The sequence below is a fragment of the Frankia sp. CcWB3 genome (assembly GCF_977927595.1).
In genome coordinates this window covers 1-987 of the sequence record NZ_CDWRCK010000008.1, presented here as the reverse complement: position 1 = coordinate 987, position 987 = coordinate 1, and the positions used below count along the sequence as shown (strand labels likewise).

Genomic DNA, 987 nt, shown 5'->3' with positions numbered 1-987 from the left:
TTTCGACTCCAAGGTGGCCATGTCGCTGCAGGAACACGCTTTCGCCGACGTCGCTGATGTGCGGGAACGGCTTCGCATGACCGGATACCTTGCGGACGAGGCGATTGCCACCACAGTCTTCCTCGCGGATCGGCTGCGTAAACCGCTGCTTGTGGAGGGGCCCGCGGGTGTCGGTAAAACCGAGCTCGCGAAGGCGCTGGCGACCGCGGTTGGCGCCGAGCTCATTCGGCTGCAGTGTTACGAAGGGCTTGATGAAGCTCGCGCATTGTACGAATGGAACTACAAGAAGCAACTGCTGCGCATTCAGGCCGGATCGGGAGACGGCGGTGCCGAGGGTTGGCAGCAGGCCCACGACGACATCTTCAGCGAGGAGTTCCTGCTCTCTCGGCCGCTGTTGACGGCGATCCGCTGCCAGGAGCCGACGGTGCTGCTCGTCGACGAGACCGACAAGGCCGACGTCGAGGTGGAAGGCCTGCTGCTGGAGGTGCTGTCCGACTTCCAGGTGACGATTCCGGAGCTCGGTACCATCAGCGCCGCCCGCCGTCCCTTCGTCATCCTGACCTCCAACGCGACGCGGGAGCTGTCCGAGGCGCTCAAGCGGCGCTGCCTCTACCTCAACCTGGACTATCCCTCGGCCGAGCGGGAGAAGGAGATCGTGCTCTCCCGGGTGCCCGATCTCCCGGAGAGGCAGGCCGAATCGCTGGTCCGGATCGTCCGCGCGCTGCGGGCGATGGAACTGAAGAAGGCGCCCTCCATCGCCGAGACCATCGACTGAGGCCAGACCGTGCTCGCGCTCGGATTCGACACGTTCGACGAGGCCGCCGTCGCCTCGACCCTCGGCGTCGTTCTCAAGCACGCCAGCGACCAGGCCCGAGCCATCAGTCACCTCAAGCTCGGCGCGAACTGAACCGCCCGAGCCCAACCCATCGACTCCATCAACTCCATTGAACTGATCGAATCCATCGAACTGATTACTAGGGCCTGTTT

The 987-nt window shown here is 64.2% G+C and carries 1 pseudogene; it reads left to right on the top strand.

Going from position 1 to position 987, the window contains the following annotated elements:
- Nucleotides 1-19 precede the first annotated feature (19 nt).
- Nucleotides 20-907 (top strand): annotated as a pseudogene (locus tag ACY5KJ_RS01425) (AAA family ATPase).
- Nucleotides 908-987 lie beyond the last annotated feature (80 nt).